The following is a 16,797-nucleotide window of genomic DNA, read 5'->3' on the forward strand; positions in this document are numbered from 1 at the left end:
CAGATCGACGCGGCGCCGGAAGAAAAAGCGCGCGGCATCACGATCAACACCGCGCACGTCGAGTACGAAACGGCCAACCGCCACTACGCTCACGTCGACTGCCCGGGCCACGCCGACTACATCAAGAACATGATCACCGGTGCTGCCCAGATGGACGGCGCGATCCTGGTGTGCTCGGCCGCTGACGGTCCGATGCCGCAGACGCGCGAACACATCCTGCTGGCTCGCCAGGTGGGTGTGCCGTACATCATCGTGTTCCTGAACAAGTGCGACCTGGTCGACGACGCGGAACTGCTGGAACTGGTCGAAATGGAAGTGCGCGAGCTCCTGTCGAAGTACGAGTTCCCGGGCGACGACCTGCCGATCATCAAGGGTTCGGCTCGTATGGCGCTGGAAGGCCAGCCGGGCGAGATGGGCGAAGAGTGCATCGCCCGCCTGGCTGAAGCCCTGGACACCTACATCCCGACCCCGGAACGTGCCGTCGACGGCGCCTTCCTGATGCCGGTTGAAGACGTGTTCTCGATCTCGGGTCGCGGTACCGTGGTGACCGGTCGTGTCGAGCGCGGCATCATCAAGGTCGGCGAAGAGATCGAAATCGTCGGCATCACCGACACTGTCAAGACCACCTGCACCGGCGTGGAAATGTTCCGCAAGCTGCTGGACCAGGGTCAAGCCGGCGACAACGTCGGTCTGCTGCTGCGCGGCACCAAGCGTGAAGATGTCCAGCGTGGTCAGGTCCTGGCCAAGCCGGGTTCGATCAAGCCGCACAACCACTTCACCGGCGAGATCTACGTGCTGTCGAAGGATGAGGGCGGCCGTCACACCCCGTTCTTCAACAACTACCGTCCGCAGTTCTACTTCCGTACGACTGACGTGACCGGTTCGATCGAGCTGCCGGCCGACAAGGAAATGGTCATGCCTGGCGACAACGTGTCGATCACCGTCAAGCTGATCGCACCGATCGCGATGGAAGAAGGCCTGCGCTTCGCGATCCGCGAAGGCGGCCGTACCGTCGGCGCCGGCGTGGTTGCCAAGATCCTGGCCTGATCGCAGTAAGATAGTACCTCCGGGCGGAACGTTTCTGTTCCGCCCAACAATAGAGTGTTGCGCGAAGTATCCACCTCGCGTATAATGCTCGATTCAGCTAGAAGTTTTTGTAGGGGCGTAGCTCAATTGGCAGAGCGTCGGTCTCCAAAACCGAAGGTTGGGGGTTCGATGCCCTCCGCCCCTGCCACCGAATTCGGTGCCAGGCACCCGAAAGTAAATTAAGTATGTCTAATCAATCCGTGCAAACCGTCGGCACCTCGAACGACAAGTTCAAGGTCGCGCTGGCAGTGGTTGCTACGATTGCAGGCGTGGTCGGCTTTTTCATTCTGAAAGGCCAGAACAAACCAGCCCTGATGTGCGCAGGCGCACTCGTGGCTGGTTTGGCTATTGCCGTCCTGCTGTTGTGGACTTCCGCCACCGGTCGCGACTTCCTGATCTTCGCGAAGGAATCCGTACGTGAAACGAAGAAGGTTGTATGGCCTACCCGCAAGGAAGCGACCCAGATCACCGCCGTGGTGTTCGGGTTCGTGCTGGTGATGGCAATGTTCCTGTGGGGCACGGATAAGATTCTTGAGTTCCTGATGTACGACGTGATCCTTGGGTGGAAACAGTAATGAGCGAAAACGCTGAAAACGTGCCGGGTGAAGTCCCGGCGGCCGGCGTTCCGGCACAAGACGATGGCGCGCCGCTGAGTGTTCCGGTCAGTAATAAGCGCTGGTACGTCGTGCATGTCTACTCCGGCATGGAAAAGAGCGTGATGCGTGGCCTGACCGATCGCATCGAGCGCGGCGGCATGCAGGAGCAGTTCGGCCGCATCCTGGTGCCGACCGAAGAAGTGGTCGAAGTCAAGAACGGCAGCAAATCGGTAACCGAGCGTCGCTTCTTCCCGGGTTATGTGCTGGTCGAGATGGAAATGACCGACGAGACCTGGCACCTCGTGAAGAACACGCCGAAAGTCACCGGCTTCATCGGCGGCAAGAGCAACAAGCCGACCCCGATTCCGGCGCGCGAGATCGACAAGATCATGCAGCAGGTCCAGGAAGGTGTCGAGAAGCCGCGGCCCAAAGTGCTGTACGAAGTGGGCGAGCATGTGCGCATCAAGGAAGGCCCGTTCACCGACTTCAACGGCAGCGTCGAGGAAGTCAACTACGAAAAATCGAAGGTGCGGGTGTCTGTCACCATCTTCGGCCGCGCGACTCCGGTGGAACTGGAGTTCGGGCAGGTAGAGAAAGTCTAAAACGCCGAATCGGAGCGTCGCAGCAGCAAGGCGGAATCCGATAAGAGGAGCTCCGCCAGATAGGTGGTGGAGCGCTACCACTCATAATCGACAAAGGAGCCAATCATGGCAAAGAAAATCGTCGGTTTTATCAAGCTGCAAGTGGCGGCTGGTAAAGCAAATCCCTCCCCTCCGATCGGCCCGGCCCTCGGCCAGCGCGGTCTGAACATCATGGAATTCTGCAAGGCCTTCAATGCCAAGACGCAAGGCATGGAACCGGGCATGCCGATTCCGGTCGTGATCACCGCCTTCGCGGACAAGTCCTTCACCTTCGAGATGAAGACCCCGCCGGCAACGTACCTGATCAAGAAATTCGCTGGCGTGACCAAGGGTTCGCCGAAGCCGCACACCGACAAGGTCGGCACGCTGACCCGTGCCCAGGCCGAAGAAATCGCAAAAACCAAACAGCCGGACCTGACCGCTGCCGACATGGATGCCGCTGTGCGCATCATCGCCGGCTCGGCACGTTCGATGGGCATCACGGTGGAGGGTATCTAAATGGCTAAGCTGTCCAAGCGCCTCAAAGAAATGAAAGCCAAAGTAGACCGTAACAAGGCCTACGCTTTCGACAACGCCGTCGCAATCGTCAAGGAATTCGCAACCGCCAAGTTCAACGAGTCGATCGACGTCGCCGTTCAGCTGGGCGTGGATCCGAAGAAGTCGGACCAGGTCGTTCGCGGTTCCGTCGTTCTGCCGGCCGGTACGGGCAAGACCGTCCGCGTCGCCGTCTTCGCCCAGGGCGACAAGGCCGAGCAGGCTAAAGCCGCCGGCGCCGACATCGTCGGCATGGAAGACCTGGCAGAACGCGTCAAGGCCGGCGACATGCCGTTCGACGTCGTGATCGCTTCGCCGGACACCATGCGTATCGTCGGTACCCTGGGCCAGATCCTGGGCCCGCGCGGCCTGATGCCGAACCCGAAGGTCGGCACCGTGACCCCGGACGTGGCGGGCGCCGTGCGCAACGCCAAGGCCGGTCAGGTCCAGTACCGTACCGACAAGGCAGGTATCATCCACGCCACGATCGGCCGCAAGTCGTTCAGCGACGAACAGCTCAAGACCAACCTGGTCGCGCTGATCGATGCCCTGAACAAGGCCAAGCCGGCTTCGTCGAAGGGTATCTACCTGCGCAAGGTCGCGATCTCGTCGACCATGGGCGCGGGCGTCCGTGTCGATCACGGCACCCTGGCTGCTTAAGTAAAAAATAAAGCGACGAGAACTTGTTCTCGTCCTTCTCGGCACTGCCGAGAACGACTCCCCGCGAAGGCGGGGATCCAAGTTTAGACCTCATGGTTTTATCGTGGGGCAGATCTTTGGGCTGGCGGCGTCAAGCTGCCAGGCAATCAAAGACCGTTGGGCCAAAGGCAGAGGTTGGGCTGGAGGTTAATACGTAAAACCCAACGCAGATGGCGAACCCGAGCAAGTTTTGTAGTCGATGCTACGTAGTTGTATTCGTTAGTCTCGCTTCTTAACTTCGGACGCCGTGTTCGAACCGATGCGGGGGATTTCCTCCACATCATTTAAGGAGATTGACCGTGGGTCTTAATCTGAATGACAAAAAGGCCGTCGTCGAAGAAGTTTCCGCAAAAGTAGCAACTGCGCAAACCATCGTCGTCGCCGAGTACCGTGGCATCCAGGTTAGTCACTTGACGAAACTCCGTGCAGCCGCTCGTTCGCAGGGTGTGTACCTGCGTGTTCTGAAGAACACGCTGGCACGTCGCGCTGTGGAAGGCACCCAGTTTGCACCGCTGGCTGATTCGATGGTTGGTCCGCTGATCTACTCGATCTCGGATGACGCCGTCGCAGCAGCCAAAGTGCTGGCCGACTTCTCCAAGACCAACGACAAGCTGGTGGTGAAGGGCGGTAACTACGCTGGTAAGAATCTGGATGTCGCTGGTGTTTCGGCACTGGCAAGCATCCCGAGCCGTGAAGTCCTCATCGCCCAGCTGCTGGGTGTCATGCAGGCTCCGGTCTCCGGCTTTGCACGCGTTCTGGCTGCCGTGGCAGCACAAAAAGGCGAAGGTTCCGCAGCTCCGGCAGCGGAAACCGCAGCGGCTGAATAAGCCCTGCCTTTTTGGTCAAGTACTAACTACACAACATATATTTGGAGTTTCAAATGGCAATTAGCAAAGAAGAGTTCCTGGACGCAGTTGGCGCAATGTCGGTCATGGAACTGAACGACCTGGTCAAGGCTTTCGAAGAGAAGTTCGGCGTGTCGGCAGCTGCAATGTCGGCACCGGCAGCTGGCGGCGGCGCCGCTGCAGCAGCTGTTGAAGAGCAGACCGAATTCAACGTCGTGCTGACCGAAGTCGGCGCGAACAAGGTCGGCGTCATCAAGGCTGTCCGCGAAATCACCGGCCTGGGCCTGAAAGAAGCCAAGGACGTCGTTGACGGCGCACCGAAGACCGTCAAGGAAGCCCTGCCGAAAGCTGACGCTGAAGCCGCCAAGAAGAAGCTGGAAGAAGCTGGCGCCAAGGCCGAGCTCAAGTAATACATATGCAAAGGGCACTGGTAACAGTGCCCGGCGCCGGAGTCAAAGCGCGCAGATCCCCGCCGGAAGGTGGGGTATGCGGCTTTGGCTCTTTTGTCGTCCCTACGACAAAATGGGCAGCGCCCCTGTTTTGGAAGCACCGCAGCACGGCATTATCGTAACACAGCAGCACCGGTTCCTAATCACCCGGCGGATCGCGGCGAGATTTGAGGCCTTGCATGTGGTTGCTTAACCACTGGCAATTCCTGAATTCTCATCCTTTCTGTCACTCACGGAGTGTCCATGCACTACTCATTTACTGAGAAGAAACGCATTCGCAAGTCGTTCGCGAAGCGCGCCAACGTTCACAACGTTCCCTACCTCCTCGCTACGCAGCTGGAGTCTTACGAGAATTTCCTGCAGGCGGACGCTGGGCCCTCCGCACGCAAGAACGAAGGTCTGCAATCGGCTTTCACCTCCATCTTCCCGATCGTGTCGCACAACGGTTTTGCGCGTCTCGAGTTCCTCTCTTACGTACTGGGTGACCCCGCTTTCGACGTCAAGGAATGCCAACAACGTGGCCTGACCTTCGCGTCGCCGCTGCGCGCCAAGGTGCGTCTGGTGATCCTGGACAAGGAATCGCCGACCAAGCCGGTCGTGAAGGAAATGAAGGAACAGGAAGTGTACATGGGCGAACTGCCGCTCATGACCGCCAACGGCTCGTTCGTGATCAACGGCACCGAGCGCGTGATCGTCTCGCAGCTGCACCGTTCGCCGGGCGTGTTCTTCGAGCACGACCGCGGCAAGACGCACTCGTCGGGCAAGCTGCTGTTCTCGGCACGTATCATTCCCTACCGCGGCTCGTGGCTGGACTTCGAGTTCGACCCGAAGGACATCCTGTTCTTCCGCGTCGACCGCCGCCGCAAGATGCCGGTGACGATCCTGCTGAAAGCCATCGGCATGACGCCGGAGCAGATCCTCGCCAACTTCTTCGTGTTCGACAACTTCAACCTGCGCTCGGAAGGCGCGGAGCTGGAATTCGTGGCCGAGCGCCTGCGCGGCGAAGTCGCGCGCTTCGACATCGTCGATCCGAAGTCGGGCAAGACGCTCGTGACGAAGGATAAGCGCATCAACGCCAAGAACGTGCGCGACGTCGAGACCGCCGGCATCACCCACATCTCGGTGCCGGAAGACTACCTGATCGGCCGCGTGCTGGCGAAGAACGTCGTCGACGGCGACACCGGCGAGATCATCGCCAACGCCAACGACGAGCTGACCGACGAGCTGCTTGGCAAGCTGCGCGATGCCAACATCGACGCGATCCAGACGCTGTACACCAACGACCTCGACCAGGGCGCGTACATCTCGCAGACCCTGCGCACCGACGACACCGCCGACCAGACGGCCGCACGCGTGGCGATCTACCGCATGATGCGTCCTGGCGAACCGCCGACCGAGGAATCGGTGGAAGCGCTGTTCCACGGCCTGTTCTACAGCCCGGAGCGCTACGACCTGTCGGCCGTCGGCCGCATGAAGTTCAACCGCCGCATCGGCCGCGACGAGCTGGTCGGCGACATGACCCTGTCGAACGAAGACATCCTGGCCGTGATCAAGATCCTGGTCGAGCTGCGCAATGGCCGCGGCGAAGTCGACGACATCGATCACCTGGGTAACCGCCGCGTGCGTTGCGTGGGCGAGCTGGCCGAAAACCAGTTCCGCGCCGGCCTCGTGCGCGTGGAGCGTGCCGTCAAGGAACGCCTCGGCCAGGCCGAAGCGGACAACCTGATGCCGCACGACCTGATCAACAGCAAGCCGATCTCGGCCGCGATCCGCGAATTCTTCGGTTCGTCGCAGCTGTCGCAGTTCATGGACCAGACGAACCCGCTGTCGGAAATCACGCACAAACGCCGTGTCTCCGCACTGGGCCCGGGCGGCCTGACCCGCGAACGCGCCGGCTTCGAAGTCCGCGACGTGCACCCGACCCACTACGGCCGCGTCTGCCCGATCGAAACGCCTGAAGGCCCGAACATCGGCCTGATCAACTCGCTGGCTCTGTTTGCGCGCCTGAACGAATACGGCTTCCTGGAAACCCCGTACCGCAAGGTCGACGGTTCGAAGGTCACCGACAAGATCGAATACCTGTCGGCGATCGAAGAAGGCCGCTACATCATCGCCCAGGCGAACGCCGCGATCGATGCGACCGGCACGCTGGTCGACGAACTGGTGTCGGCCCGTGAAGCCGGCGAAACGATCCTGGTCTCGCCGGAACGCATCCAGTACATGGACGTGGCCCCGGGCCAGATCGTGTCGGTCGCAGCGTCGCTGATTCCGTTCCTCGAGCACGATGACGCGAACCGTGCACTGATGGGCGCCAACATGCAGCGCCAGGCCGTGCCTTGCCTGCGCCCGGAAAAAGCCTTCGTCGGTACCGGCATCGAGCGCACCGTGGCGGTCGACTCGGGCACGACCGTGCAGGCGACCCGTGGCGGTACCGTCGATTACGTCGACGCCGGCCGCGTGGTGATCCGCGTGAACGACGAAGAAGCGCAGGCTGGCGAAGTCGGTGTCGACATCTACAACCTGATCAAGTACACGCGTTCGAACCAGAACACCAACATCAACCAGCGTCCGATCGTGAAAGTGGGCGATCGCGTGGCACGCGGCGACGTCATCGCCGACGGCGCCTCGACCGACCTGGGCGAGCTGGCACTGGGCCAGAACATGCTGGTGGCGTTCATGCCCTGGAACGGCCTGAACTTCGAGGACTCGATCCTGATCTCGGAAAACGTCGTCAAGGACGACCGCTACACCTCGATCCACATCGAGGAACTGTCGGTCGTCGCGCGCGACACCAAGCTCGGCCCTGAAGAAATCACCCGCGACATCTCGAACCTGGCGGAAAACCAGTTGGCTCGCCTGGACGAATCGGGCATCGTCTACATCGGCGCCGAAGTGCAGGCCGGTGACGTGCTGGTCGGTAAAGTGACGCCGAAGGGCGAAACCCAGCTGACCCCGGAAGAGAAGCTGCTGCGCGCGATCTTCGGCGAAAAAGCGTCGGACGTGAAGGACACGTCGCTGCGCGTGCCGTCGGGCATGGTCGGTACCGTGATCGACGTGCAAGTGTTCACGCGTGAAGGCATCGTGCGCGACAAGCGCGCCCAGCAGATCATCGACGACGAGCTGAAGCGCTTCCGCCTGGACCTGAACGACCAGTTGCGTATCGTCGAAGGCGACGCGTTCCAGCGTCTGGAGCGTCTGCTGGTCGGCAAGACCGTCAACGGCGGTCCGAAGAAGCTGGCGAAGGGTGCCGTGATCGACAAGGCCTACCTGGACGACCTCGACAAGTTCCACTGGTTCGACATCAGGCCGAGCGACGACGAAACCGCCAACGCACTGGAGGCGATGAAGGAGTCGATCAACGAGAAGCGCCACCAGTTCGACCTCGCGTTCGAAGAGAAGCGCAAGAAGCTCACGCAGGGCGACGAGTTGCAGCCGGGCGTGCAGAAGATGGTCAAGGTCTACCTGGCCGTCAAGCGCCGCCTGCAGTCGGGCGACAAGATGGCGGGCCGCCACGGTAACAAGGGTGTGGTCTCGCGTATCGTGCCGGTGGAAGACATGCCGTTCATGGCCGATGGTACCCCGGCCGACGTCGTGCTGAACCCGCTGGGCGTGCCGTCGCGTATGAACGTCGGCCAGATCCTGGAAACCCACCTGGGTTGGGCTGCCAAAGGTCTGGGCCTGCGCCTGGGCGAAATGATCAAGGCCAAGGCGGAGACCGAGCAACTGCGCGCCTTCCTGGCCAAGATCTACAACGAAACGGGCAAGAAGGAAGACCTGGACAACTTCAGCGACGAGGAAATCGTCGAACTGGCGAACAACCTGAGGAACGGCGTGCCGTTCGCGACCCCGGTGTTCGACGGTGCGCACGAAGAAGAAATCCGCCGCATGCTGGACCTGGCCTTCCCCGACCCGATCGCGAAGCACCTGGGCATGACCCCGTCGAAGAACCAGGTCACGATGTTCGACGGCCGCACCGGCGAAGCGTTCGAACGCAAGGTGACCGTGGGCTTCATGCACATGCTGAAGCTGCACCACCTGGTGGACGATAAGATGCACGCCCGCTCGACCGGCCCGTACTCGCTCGTGACGCAGCAGCCGCTGGGTGGTAAAGCCCAGTTCGGCGGCCAGCGCTTCGGTGAGATGGAGGTGTGGGCACTGGAAGCGTACGGCGCATCGTACGTGCTGCAGGAAATGCTGACCGTCAAGTCGGACGACGTGAACGGCCGTACCAAGGTGTACGAGAACCTGGTCAAGGGCGACCACGTGATCGACGCGGGTATGCCGGAATCGTTCAACGTGCTGGTGAAAGAGATTCGTTCGCTGGGTATCGACATCGATCTCGAGCGCAACTAAGACAGCGGCACGGCCGCCAGCCTTCGGGCTGGCCCGCGACCTCAACATCGTCGTTCCCGCGCAGGCGGGAACCTAAGTTCGGCGGATCAGCCGAAAAACTTGGATCCCCGCCTGCGCGGGGAGGCGGTTTTAAGGAATGTGGTTCCAGCAAGCACTGGCGAAAATCAGTGAGAAGCTGGCGGTAGTAGTAGATACAGAATTCAATCACCCGGAGTGATAAATGAAAGCACTGCTCGATCTATTCAAGCAAGTTCAGCAAAACGAGAGCTTCGACGCCATCAAGATCGGCCTGGCGTCGCCCGAGAAAATCCGTTCGTGGTCGTTCGGCGAAGTCAAGAAGCCGGAGACCATCAACTACCGTACGTTCAAGCCGGAACGCGACGGCCTGTTTTGCGCGAAAATCTTTGGTCCGATCAAGGACTACGAATGCCTGTGCGGCAAGTACAAGCGCCTGAAGCACCGCGGCGTCATCTGCGAGAAGTGCGGCGTCGAAGTCACGCTGGCCAAGGTGCGCCGTGAGCGCATGGGTCACATCGAGCTGGCCTCGCCGACCGCGCACATCTGGTTCCTGAAGTCGCTGCCGTCGCGTCTGGGCATGGTCCTGGACATGACCCTGCGCGACATCGAACGCGTGCTGTACTTCGAAGCGTACGTCGTGACCGATCCGGGCATGACCCCGCTGAAGAAGTGCCAGATCATGTCGGAAGACGACTACGCCGCCAAGTACGAAGAGTACGGCGACGACTTCACCGCATTCATGGGCGCCGAAGGCATCCGTGAACTGCTGCGCTCGATCGACATCGACCGCGAAGCCGAAGCCCTGCGCGTCGAGCTGAAGGAATCGAAGTCGGAAGCGAAGATCAAGAAATACGCCAAGCGCCTGAAAGTGCTCGAGGCGTTCCAGCGTTCGGGCATCAAGCCGGACTGGATGATCATGGAAGTGCTCCCGGTCCTGCCGCCGGAGCTGCGTCCGCTCGTCCCGCTGGATGGCGGCCGTTTCGCGACGTCCGACCTGAACGACCTGTACCGCCGCGTCATCAACCGTAACAATCGCCTGAAGCGCCTGATGGAACTGCGCGCGCCGGAGATCATCACGCGCAACGAAAAGCGCATGCTGCAGGAAGCGGTCGACTCGCTGCTGGACAACGGCCGTCGCGGCAAGGCGATGACCGGCGCCAACAAGCGTCCGCTGAAGTCGCTGGCTGAAATGATCAAGGGTAAGGGCGGCCGCTTCCGTCAGAACCTGCTGGGCAAGCGCGTCGACTACTCGGGCCGTTCGGTCATCGTGGTGGGTCCGCAGCTGAAACTGCACCAGTGCGGCCTGCCGAAGCTGATGGCCCTGGAACTGTTCAAGCCGTTCATCTTCAACAAGCTGGAACTGATGGGTCTCGCGACCACCATCAAGGCCGCGAAGAAGCTCGTCGAGCAGCAGGAACCGGTCGTCTGGGACATCCTGGAAGAAGTCATCAAGGAACACCCGGTCATGCTGAACCGTGCGCCTACGCTGCACCGTCTCGGTATCCAGGCGTTCGAGCCGGTCCTGATCGAAGGCAAGGCGATCCAGCTGCACCCGCTGGTCTGCGCGGCGTTCAACGCCGACTTCGACGGCGACCAGATGGCAGTCCACGTCCCGCTGTCGATCGAAGCACAGATGGAAGCCCGCACCTTGATGCTGGCCTCGAACAACATCCTGTTCCCGTCGAACGGCGAACCGTCGATCGTGCCGTCGCAGGATATCGTGCTGGGCCTGTACTACGCGTCGCGCGAGGCGATCAACGCCAAGGGCGAAGGCATGATGTTCCCGGACGTGTCGGAAGTCATTCGCGCGTACGACAACAAGGAAGTCGAGCTGGCGACCCGCATCACCGTGCGTATCGTGGAATTCCCGCGTAACGCCGAAGGCGGTTTCGACCAGACGCTGACCCGTTACGAGACCACGGTCGGCCGTGCGATCCTGTCCGAGATCCTGCCGAAAGGCCTGCCGTTCTCGGTGCTGAACCGCGCGCTGAAGAAGAAAGAGATCAGCAAGCTGATCAACACGTCGTTCCGCAAGTGCGGCCTGCGTGCGACCGTCGTGTTTGCCGACAAGCTGATGCAGTCGGGCTTCCGCCTGGCGACGCGCGCCGGTATCTCGATCGCCGTCGACGACATGCTGATCCCGGACGTCAAGAAGGGCATGATCGCGACCGCCGAAGCGGAAGTGAAGCAGATCGAACAGCAATACTCGTCGGGTCTGGTCACGGCCGGCGAGCGTTACAACAAGGTCGTCGACATCTGGGGCAAGACCTCGGACGAAGTGGGCAAGGCGATGATGGACCAGCTGAAGGTCGAGCCGGTCACGAAGCGCGACGGCACGCAGGGCACGCAAGAGTCGTTCAACGCCATCTACATGATGGCCGACTCGGGCGCCCGCGGTTCCGCAGCCCAGATCCGCCAGCTGGCCGGTATGCGCGGCCTGATGGCGAAGCCGGACGGCTCGATCATCGAAACGCCGATTACCGCGAACTTCCGCGAAGGCCTGAACGTTCTGCAGTACTTCATCTCGACGCACGGCGCCCGTAAAGGCCTGGCCGACACCGCGCTGAAGACGGCAAACTCGGGTTACCTGACCCGTCGCCTGGTCGACGTGACGCAGGACCTGGTCGTGACGGAAGACGATTGCGGCACCTCCAACGGCACGCTGATGAAGGCGATGGTCGAAGGCGGTGAAGTGATCGAAGCCCTGCGCGACCGTATCCTGGGCCGCGTGGCCGGTAACGACATCGTCAATCCGGAAACGCAGGAAACCCTGTACGAAGCCGGCACGCTGCTGGACGAAGACATGGTCGAAGAGATCGAGCGTCTGGGCATCGACGAAGTCAAGGTCCGCACGCCGCTGAACTGCGACACCCGTTACGGCCTGTGCGCGAAGTGCTATGGCCGCGACCTCGGCCGCGGCATGCTGGTCAACTCCGGCGAAGCCGTCGGTGTGGTGGCTGCGCAGTCGATCGGTGAGCCGGGTACCCAGCTGACCATGCGTACGTTCCACATCGGTGGTGCGGCATCGCGTGCGGCGGTGGCATCGTCGGTCGAAGCCAAGTCGAACGGTACGATCCGCTTCACGGCGACCATGCGTTACGTGACCAACGGCAAGGGCGCCCAGATCGTCATTTCGCGTTCGGGCGAAGTGCTGATCACGGACGACCACGGCCGCGAGCGCGAGCGTCACAAGGTGCCGTACGGCGCGACCCTGGCTGTCCAGGACGGCCTGGTCGTCAAGGCCGGCATGCCGCTGGCGACGTGGGACCCGCTGACCCGTCCGATCATCACGGAATACGGCGGCACGATCAAGTTCGAGAACGTGGAAGAGGGCGTCACCGTCGCTCGCCAGGTCGACGACGTGACCGGCCTGTCGACCCTGGTGGCGATCGACCCGAAACGCCGCGGTTCGGCCAGCAAGGTCCTGCGTCCGCAGGTCAAGCTGCTGAACGAACAAGGCCAGGAAGTCAAGATCGCCGGCACGGAACACGCCGTGACGATCGGTTTCCAGGTCGGCGCGCTGATCATGGTGAAGGACGGCCAGCAGGCATCGGTGGGTGAAGTGCTCGCACGTATCCCGACCGAATCGCAGAAGACCCGCGACATTACCGGTGGTCTGCCGCGCGTTGCCGAGCTGTTCGAAGCCCGTTCGCCGAAAGATGCCGGCATGCTGGCGGAAGTCACCGGTACGGTCGCATTCGGTAAAGAGACCAAGGGCAAGCAGCGCCTGGAAATCACCGACATGGACGGCAACAAGCACGAGTTCCTGATCACCAAGGACAAGCAAGTGCTGGTGCACGACGGCCAGGTGGTGAACAAGGGCGAGATGATCGTGGACGGCCCGGCCGATCCGCAGGACATCCTGCGCCTGCTGGGTATCGAAGCGCTGGCTCGCTACATCGTCGACGAAGTGCAGGACGTGTACCGTCTGCAGGGCGTGAAGATCAACGACAAGCACATCGAGGTGATCGTTCGCCAGATGCTGCGCCGCGTGCAGATCGTCGAAGCCGGCGACACCGACTACATCGTCGGCGAGCAGGTGGAGCGTTCGGAACTGCTGGAAGAGAACGACCGCATGACGGCCGCCAACAAGCTGCCGGCGACCTACGAAAACGTGCTGCTGGGTATTACCAAGGCATCGCTGTCGACCGATTCGTTCATCTCGGCCGCATCGTTCCAGGAAACCACCCGCGTGCTGACCGAAGCGGCGATCATGGGCAAGCGCGACGGTCTGCGCGGCCTGAAGGAAAACGTCATCGTCGGCCGCCTGATCCCGGGCGGTACGGGTCTCGCCTTCCACCGCGCCCGCAAGGAGAAAGAAGCGTGGGAAGCCGAAGAGCGCGCAGCGCTGCTGCAGCAGGAGAAGGCCAATATGGCTGCCGAACTGCAGGCGATGGAAGACCAGCAGCAGGCGGCGGCTTCGGTCGAGCAGCATCACGGCGACGGCGAGTAATCTTCGCTTTTGCTTTAGCCTAGTCGGCTAATGAAAACGGCACCTCGAGGGGTGCCGTTTTTTTTGGGGATGCCGTTCGCTCAGAGCGGAGGACGCGCCAGGTTCACCCAGGCCTGAACCGACGCTCGTTCCCATTGTCTTTTCGCATAGTCCGCGAGCCGCGCCGGTACGGCGTCGCCATTCAGGACGAGACGGTTCAGCATCAATGCGAGATCCACGTCCGCGATACACCAGGTGTCAAACAAGTGTTCGCGGCCCGGTGCCAGCAACCTGTCCGCAGCGTCGAACAGCTTTTGCGCGGCTTGCCTGGCGGCGATGGAAAGAGGCGCATCGGATGGGCGATAAAAAAGGACTTCTGTCGAACGTTCCTGCCGTATCGGCAGCAGATCGCTTCTCAGCCACGCCTGGATTTCTCGGGCGCGTGCTTTCGCTTTGGGGGCGGCTGGATACAGCGCGACGCCGGGATATACCTCATCGAGATATTCGGTGATCGCCGAGGACTCGGACAAAGAAAAATCGCCCTCGATCAGAGTGGGTACGCGTCGCGTCAGCGACGTAACGGCGTAATTAGGCAAGTGGTTTGCGCCCGCTCCCAGATCGAGCGTTTGCATATCGAAAGAGATATTTTTTTCCTTGAGTCCGACAAAAACAGACATCGCATAGGGACTGGCGTACTGGGCGTCGACGTAGAGAAGCATGAAGGTCCTTTGGCACTCTGTGTAATGTTGTTGGACCGACAACGATAACATCAGATTGCTGTTACTGCACGGACGCAGGCAATGATTGATGTATCAAAATTATGAAATAGACAAGGCCGGCAAATGCCCTCTATCGGTCTGGATGAGGCGCCCCATGAGCGTTGTCAGACATCTCGAGGGACGGTTCCGGTGGCTCGGCGGGGAAACGGTGGCGCCCGGGGTGTTAAGCTCGCGGGGCAGTGACGGCGCGCCGCGCCGCCTGCCCAGCCGAGGACATCATGGCCGTACGAACCGCCCTGCTCATCATCGACATGCAAAAAGGCATGCTCAGCCCAACCCTGCCGCCCCGCAACAACCCGCACGCGGAAGACAACATCGCCCGCCTCCTGGCCGCGTGGCGGGCACGAGATCAACCTGTCGTCCTGGTGCGCCACATCAGCCGCGCGCCGGCGTCGGTCTTTGCGCCCGGCCAGGGCGGCGCCGAATTCCAGGAACGCTTTATGCCGCTGGCGCACGAGCACGTCGTCGAAAAGAACGTCCCGGATGCCTTCATCAATACCGGGCTCGAACGGTGGCTGCATGCGCGCGGCATCCGCCACGTCGTCATCGCAGGCGTGAGCACGAACAATTCCGTCGAGGCGACGGCGCGCACGGCCGGCAACCTGGGATTCTCGACCATCGTCGTGGCGGATGCCTGCTTTACCTTCGACAAGGCGGACTTCGGCGGCACGCCGCGCAGCGCCGAGGATGTCCACCTGATGGCGCTGGCGAACCTGCACGGCGAGTATGCCGAGGTGCGCGCGACCGATGACGTCCAGGCCGTCAGTCCCGCCGCAACCGCGACTTGACCCGCGCCACCACGTCCGCGAAGCGCTGCTCGACAGATTGACCCGGCGTCCTGAGCCAGGCGTCGATGGCCGGCTGGCGATAAAAATTCGGGGCCGATGTTTCGTAGCGCAGGAATTGCATGATCGTCGCGCTGTCCGTGAACCCCAACACCACGGCATGCGCATACGCGCGCTCGAGCCGGTCCAGCAAGCTGCCGTCGCCGGCAAGCTCTGGATGGGCTTCGATGAGGTTGTTGTGAACCTCCTGGATGTACTGGTGTCGTTCCGGCAGGTCCGGTTGTGCGGGTTCAAGCATGATGTCTCCTCACCGTCGTGGCAGCAGCCACCGACCCGCCATTGTTCCTGCGGAACCCGCGATCTTTGTTGTGTCACCTCAAGCTTCCGATCCCGTTCACCTTGATCAATTTTTATCGAATACACTATCCCCGCGACACATTCCTAACCTGAAAGAACCCTGAAAGGAGACGGCATGACTTTGAAATCGCTCATCGCACTCGCATGTGCGCTCACCGCAGCCGCCGGCGTCCAGGCGGCCGACCAGTTGCAGGCCCCGATGACCCTGGTGAGCACGGACGGCACCGGCAAGATGATCGGCAGCGTGACGATCACCGAATCCGGCAACGGCCTCGTGTTCACGCCGCATCTGACGAGCCTGCCGCCGGGTGCGCACGGCTTCCACGTGCACGACATCGCCAGTTGCGGCGTCAACGAGAAGGATGGGAAAAAGGTCGCGGCCGGTGCGGCCGGCGGGCACTTCGATCCGACGGCATCCAAACACCATGCCGGCCCGTCCGGCGACGGCCACCTGGGCGACTTGCCGGCACTCGTGGTGTCGGACAACGGCGGGGCCAGCACGGCGGTGACGGCGCCGCGCCTGACCAGGCTGTCCGAGGTGAAGGGCAAGGCGCTCATGATTCACGCCGGCGGCGATAATTTCTCGGATCAACCGAAACCGCTGGGCGGCGGGGGCGCGCGCATCGCCTGCGGCGTCATCCAGTAACCGGACGATTCACAGGCCCAGGTCGGACAATCCCGGGTGATCGCCCGGCCGCCGTCCCAGCGGCCAGTGGTATTTGCGCTCGGATTCCTTGATCGGCATGTCGTTCAGGCAGGCGTAGCGCCGCTGCATCAGGCCGTGTTCGTCGAATTCCCAGTTTTCGTTGCCGAACGTGCGGAACCAGTTGCCGGAATCGTCGTGCCATTCGTAGGCGTAGCGTACGGCGATGCGGTTGCCGTCCACGGCCCAGAGTTCCTTGATCAAACGGTAGTCCAGTTCCTTCTTCCATTTGCGGTCGAGGAACTGGACGATCTGCTCGCGGCCGTCGACGAATTCCGTGCGGTTGCGCCAGCGGCTGTCCGGCGTGTACGCCAGCGCGACCTTTGCCGGATCGCGGCTGTTCCAGCCGTCTTCCGCGAGGCGGACTTTCTGGATCGCCGTTTCACGGGTGAACGGCGGGAATGGCGGGCGGGATTCGGACATGGATATTCCTTTCATGGGCTGAGGGAGACAGGCCTGTATCGTATGCGAATCCGTCCACGCGCGGTGTGTGAGGTGTGAGGGATGTCGGCGCACCGGC

At 61.6% G+C, this 16,797-nt stretch carries 14 protein-coding genes and 1 tRNA gene; 12 read left to right on the forward strand and 3 right to left on the reverse strand.

Annotated features, from left to right (window positions below):
• From tuf to rpoC, 10 genes are all read left to right on the forward strand, one after another.
• The coding region (tuf, locus tag U9J41_RS25730) for an elongation factor Tu (protein WP_322405020.1) at positions 1-1,047 on the forward strand (1,047 nt) is incomplete at its 5' end.
• 111 nt (positions 1,048-1,158) lie between these two features.
• Positions 1,159-1,234, forward strand: a tRNA-Trp gene (locus U9J41_RS25735).
• A gap of 37 nt (positions 1,235-1,271) precedes the next feature.
• Entirely contained in the window at positions 1,272-1,661 is a 390-nt protein-coding gene (secE, locus tag U9J41_RS25740; protein WP_322405021.1) for a preprotein translocase subunit SecE, read from the forward strand.
• Complete coding sequence (nusG, locus tag U9J41_RS25745) at positions 1,661-2,284, forward strand: transcription termination/antitermination protein NusG (RefSeq protein WP_322405022.1); 624 nt, start codon at positions 1,661-1,663, stop codon at positions 2,282-2,284. The genes secE and nusG overlap by 1 nt, the downstream gene beginning before the upstream one ends.
• A 105-nt stretch (positions 2,285-2,389) precedes the next feature.
• On the forward strand, positions 2,390-2,821 hold the full coding sequence (gene rplK, locus U9J41_RS25750) for a 50S ribosomal protein L11 (protein ID WP_322405023.1): 432 nt from the start codon (positions 2,390-2,392) through the stop codon (positions 2,819-2,821).
• Entirely contained in the window at positions 2,822-3,517 is a 696-nt protein-coding gene (rplA, locus tag U9J41_RS25755; RefSeq protein WP_322405024.1) for a 50S ribosomal protein L1, read from the forward strand.
• 338 nt (positions 3,518-3,855) lie between these two features.
• Positions 3,856-4,383 (forward strand): 50S ribosomal protein L10, encoded by a 528-nt coding sequence (rplJ, locus tag U9J41_RS25760; RefSeq protein WP_056439741.1) that lies wholly within the window; start codon positions 3,856-3,858, stop codon positions 4,381-4,383.
• A gap of 53 nt (positions 4,384-4,436) precedes the next feature.
• Positions 4,437-4,811 (forward strand): 50S ribosomal protein L7/L12, encoded by a 375-nt coding sequence (gene rplL, locus U9J41_RS25765; RefSeq protein WP_056439748.1) that lies wholly within the window; start codon positions 4,437-4,439, stop codon positions 4,809-4,811.
• A gap of 282 nt (positions 4,812-5,093) precedes the next feature.
• On the forward strand, positions 5,094-9,203 hold the full coding sequence (gene rpoB, locus U9J41_RS25770) for a DNA-directed RNA polymerase subunit beta (protein WP_322405025.1): 4,110 nt from the start codon (positions 5,094-5,096) through the stop codon (positions 9,201-9,203).
• 220 nt (positions 9,204-9,423) lie between these two features.
• The gene (rpoC, locus tag U9J41_RS25775; RefSeq protein ID WP_322405026.1) at positions 9,424-13,674 is read left to right on the forward strand and encodes a DNA-directed RNA polymerase subunit beta'; all 4,251 of its coding nucleotides are present in this window, start codon (positions 9,424-9,426) and stop codon (positions 13,672-13,674) included.
• Positions 13,675-13,754: 80 nt separating this feature from the next.
• Here rpoC and yfcF read toward each other — a convergent pair whose 3' ends face one another.
• Positions 13,755-14,372: a glutathione transferase gene (yfcF, locus tag U9J41_RS25780; RefSeq protein WP_322405027.1), complete on the reverse strand. Its 618-nt coding sequence runs from the start codon at positions 14,370-14,372 to the stop codon at positions 13,755-13,757.
• Positions 14,373-14,650: 278 nt separating this feature from the next.
• Between yfcF and U9J41_RS25785 the strand changes: the two genes are divergently transcribed.
• Entirely contained in the window at positions 14,651-15,220 is a 570-nt protein-coding gene (locus U9J41_RS25785; protein ID WP_322405028.1) for a cysteine hydrolase family protein, read from the forward strand.
• Here U9J41_RS25785 and U9J41_RS25790 read toward each other — a convergent pair.
• The gene (locus tag U9J41_RS25790; protein ID WP_322405029.1) at positions 15,195-15,515 is read right to left on the reverse strand and encodes a hypothetical protein; all 321 of its coding nucleotides are present in this window, start codon (positions 15,513-15,515) and stop codon (positions 15,195-15,197) included. The two genes, U9J41_RS25785 and U9J41_RS25790, sit on opposite strands and share 26 nt — an antisense overlap.
• 174 nt (positions 15,516-15,689) lie before the next feature.
• Between U9J41_RS25790 and sodC the strand changes: the two genes are divergently transcribed.
• Positions 15,690-16,220: a superoxide dismutase [Cu-Zn] SodC gene (gene sodC, locus U9J41_RS25795; RefSeq protein WP_322405030.1), complete on the forward strand. Its 531-nt coding sequence runs from the start codon at positions 15,690-15,692 to the stop codon at positions 16,218-16,220.
• A 9-nt stretch (positions 16,221-16,229) separates the two neighbouring features.
• Here sodC and U9J41_RS25800 read toward each other — a convergent pair whose 3' ends face one another.
• Positions 16,230-16,700 carry a nuclear transport factor 2 family protein gene (locus U9J41_RS25800; RefSeq protein WP_425261126.1) on the reverse strand — a complete coding sequence of 157 codons (471 nt, stop codon included), beginning with the start codon at positions 16,698-16,700 and terminating at the stop codon, positions 16,230-16,232.
• Positions 16,701-16,797 lie beyond the last annotated feature (97 nt).

Source organism: Massilia luteola (genome assembly GCF_034420155.1).
GTDB classification, from domain to species: domain Bacteria; phylum Pseudomonadota; class Gammaproteobacteria; order Burkholderiales; family Burkholderiaceae_D; genus Telluria; species Telluria luteola.

Bases quoted from the DNA above. Each gene is read 5' to 3' on its own strand.
- secE (WP_322405021.1), top strand. From the start codon at position 1,272: ATGTCTAATCAATCCGTGCAAACCGTCGGCACCTCGAACGACAAGTTC.
- nusG (WP_322405022.1), top strand. From the start codon at position 1,661: ATGAGCGAAAACGCTGAAAACGTGCCGGGTGAAGTCCCGGCGGCCGGC.
- rplK (WP_322405023.1), top strand. From the start codon at position 2,390: ATGGCAAAGAAAATCGTCGGTTTTATCAAGCTGCAAGTGGCGGCTGGT.
- rplA (WP_322405024.1), top strand. From the start codon at position 2,822: ATGGCTAAGCTGTCCAAGCGCCTCAAAGAAATGAAAGCCAAAGTAGAC.
- rplL (WP_056439748.1), top strand. From the start codon at position 4,437: ATGGCAATTAGCAAAGAAGAGTTCCTGGACGCAGTTGGCGCAATGTCG.
- rpoB (WP_322405025.1), top strand. From the start codon at position 5,094: ATGCACTACTCATTTACTGAGAAGAAACGCATTCGCAAGTCGTTCGCG.
- rpoC (WP_322405026.1), top strand. From the start codon at position 9,424: ATGAAAGCACTGCTCGATCTATTCAAGCAAGTTCAGCAAAACGAGAGC.
- yfcF (WP_322405027.1), bottom strand. From the start codon at position 14,372: ATGCTTCTCTACGTCGACGCCCAGTACGCCAGTCCCTATGCGATGTCT.
- U9J41_RS25785 (WP_322405028.1), top strand. From the start codon at position 14,651: ATGGCCGTACGAACCGCCCTGCTCATCATCGACATGCAAAAAGGCATG.
- U9J41_RS25790 (WP_322405029.1), bottom strand. From the start codon at position 15,515: ATGCTTGAACCCGCACAACCGGACCTGCCGGAACGACACCAGTACATC.
- sodC (WP_322405030.1), top strand. From the start codon at position 15,690: ATGACTTTGAAATCGCTCATCGCACTCGCATGTGCGCTCACCGCAGCC.
- U9J41_RS25800 (WP_425261126.1), bottom strand. From the start codon at position 16,700: ATGTCCGAATCCCGCCCGCCATTCCCGCCGTTCACCCGTGAAACGGCG.